This is a genomic window from Streptococcus sp. 263_SSPC (genome assembly GCF_001071995.1).
GTDB lineage: Bacteria > Bacillota > Bacilli > Lactobacillales > Aerococcaceae > Granulicatella.
In genome coordinates this window covers 1-1289 of the sequence record NZ_JVNU01000026.1, presented here as the reverse complement: position 1 = coordinate 1289, position 1289 = coordinate 1, and the positions used below count along the sequence as shown (strand labels likewise).

Sequence of the window (1289 nt, the reverse complement as noted above, 5' to 3'; positions counted from 1 at the left end):
CTAAAGTGCGAAGCTTTCTACATAAAAGATGAAGTAATAACTTCATCTTCTATTGTAATTCAAATTGTAGAAAATTACATCAAATATTATAATGAAAATAGAATCCAACAAAAATTGGACTACCTGTCTCCGGTTGAATACCGGAGACGGTAGCCCTAGGGTGTTTTTATTAAATTCTCACTTTTTGGGGTCAGTCCCAATTCTAGTCTCACGCTTTTTGTTTTTATTGGTTATGCTTCTTGCTCTTCATCTTTTTTACGAGAAGTCGTAACAAGTCCTAATGAAGCTAAAATGCTAAGAGTTGCTGCATTGAAGATGGCAAACTCATCCATTGTCCCCGTATTTGGTAATTCAGTTTGAGTTGTTTTTTCAACAGCTGGTGCTACAACCGTTTGCTTGTAAGCTTCTGGTTCGGTCACCACTGGTTTAGCAGGTTCAGCTGGTTTAGTAGGTTCTTCAGGTTGCGCAGGATTTTCAGGTTTCGTCGGTTCCTCAGGTTTAACTGGATCTACTGGAGCCGGCGTCACTGTTGCTGTGTAGCTTGCTTTTGCAACGGTACCATTCATATCCACTCGTTGGATTGTGACCGCTGGAGCTTCTCCTGTAAAGCTTGCTTCTGGAACAAAGGTAATCGTTCCGTCCGCTGCTACGGTAAATGTCCCAACCCCTGCAATGACTTTCTCAGTCGTTCCATCTTCGAAGGTAGCTGGTACACTACCATCTAGTGGCACTTCCACATCGCCTTCTGTAAAGGTTGGCTTGCCAGTTTGTGTCTTCCCCTGAACGTCCGTCGAAGTCACGTCATCTCCTGTTGGCGTCACTGCCGTTACAGTTGGTGTGTACTTCGCTGTCGCAGTAGTTCCATTCTCATCCTTGACTTGAACAGTCACCGCATCTGGTGTTCCTACGAAATCTTTATTCGGTATGAAAGTTACTTCACCTGTTAATGGATTAATTGTGTAAGTACCAACTTTTGTGCCCTCTTTAGTTGCGTCAATCGTTGTTTCTTCTACTGCAGTTCCATTCACCACGAATTTTGCTGGTTGGTCCGCATCGACCTTCAACGGCACTTCCGTATCGCCTTCAGTAAACTTCGGTGTTCCCATTTGGACTTTTCCTTGTTTACCAGTAGAAGTTACGTCTTCTCCTGTTGGTTTCACAGGCGTAACCGTTGGCGTATACTTCGCCGTTACGCTAGTTCCATTCTCGTCTTTGACTTGAACGGTCACCGCATCTGGAGTCCCTACGAAATCTTTATTCGGTGTGAAGATTACTTCACCTGTTAATGG

2 protein-coding genes are annotated in these 1289 nt (G+C 43.9%); one reads left to right on the top strand and one right to left on the bottom strand.

Annotation, left to right across the window (positions count from 1 at the left end; genetic code table 11):
• A partial coding sequence (locus tag ADH02_RS09345) for an IS3 family transposase (RefSeq protein WP_048781683.1) occupies positions 1-153 on the top strand: 153 nt, incomplete at its 5' end.
• Positions 154-230: 77 nt separating this feature from the next.
• Here ADH02_RS09345 and ADH02_RS09705 read toward each other — a convergent pair.
• On the bottom strand, positions 231-1289 hold a 1059-nt coding region (locus ADH02_RS09705; protein WP_048782589.1), incomplete at its 5' end, for an Ig-like domain-containing protein.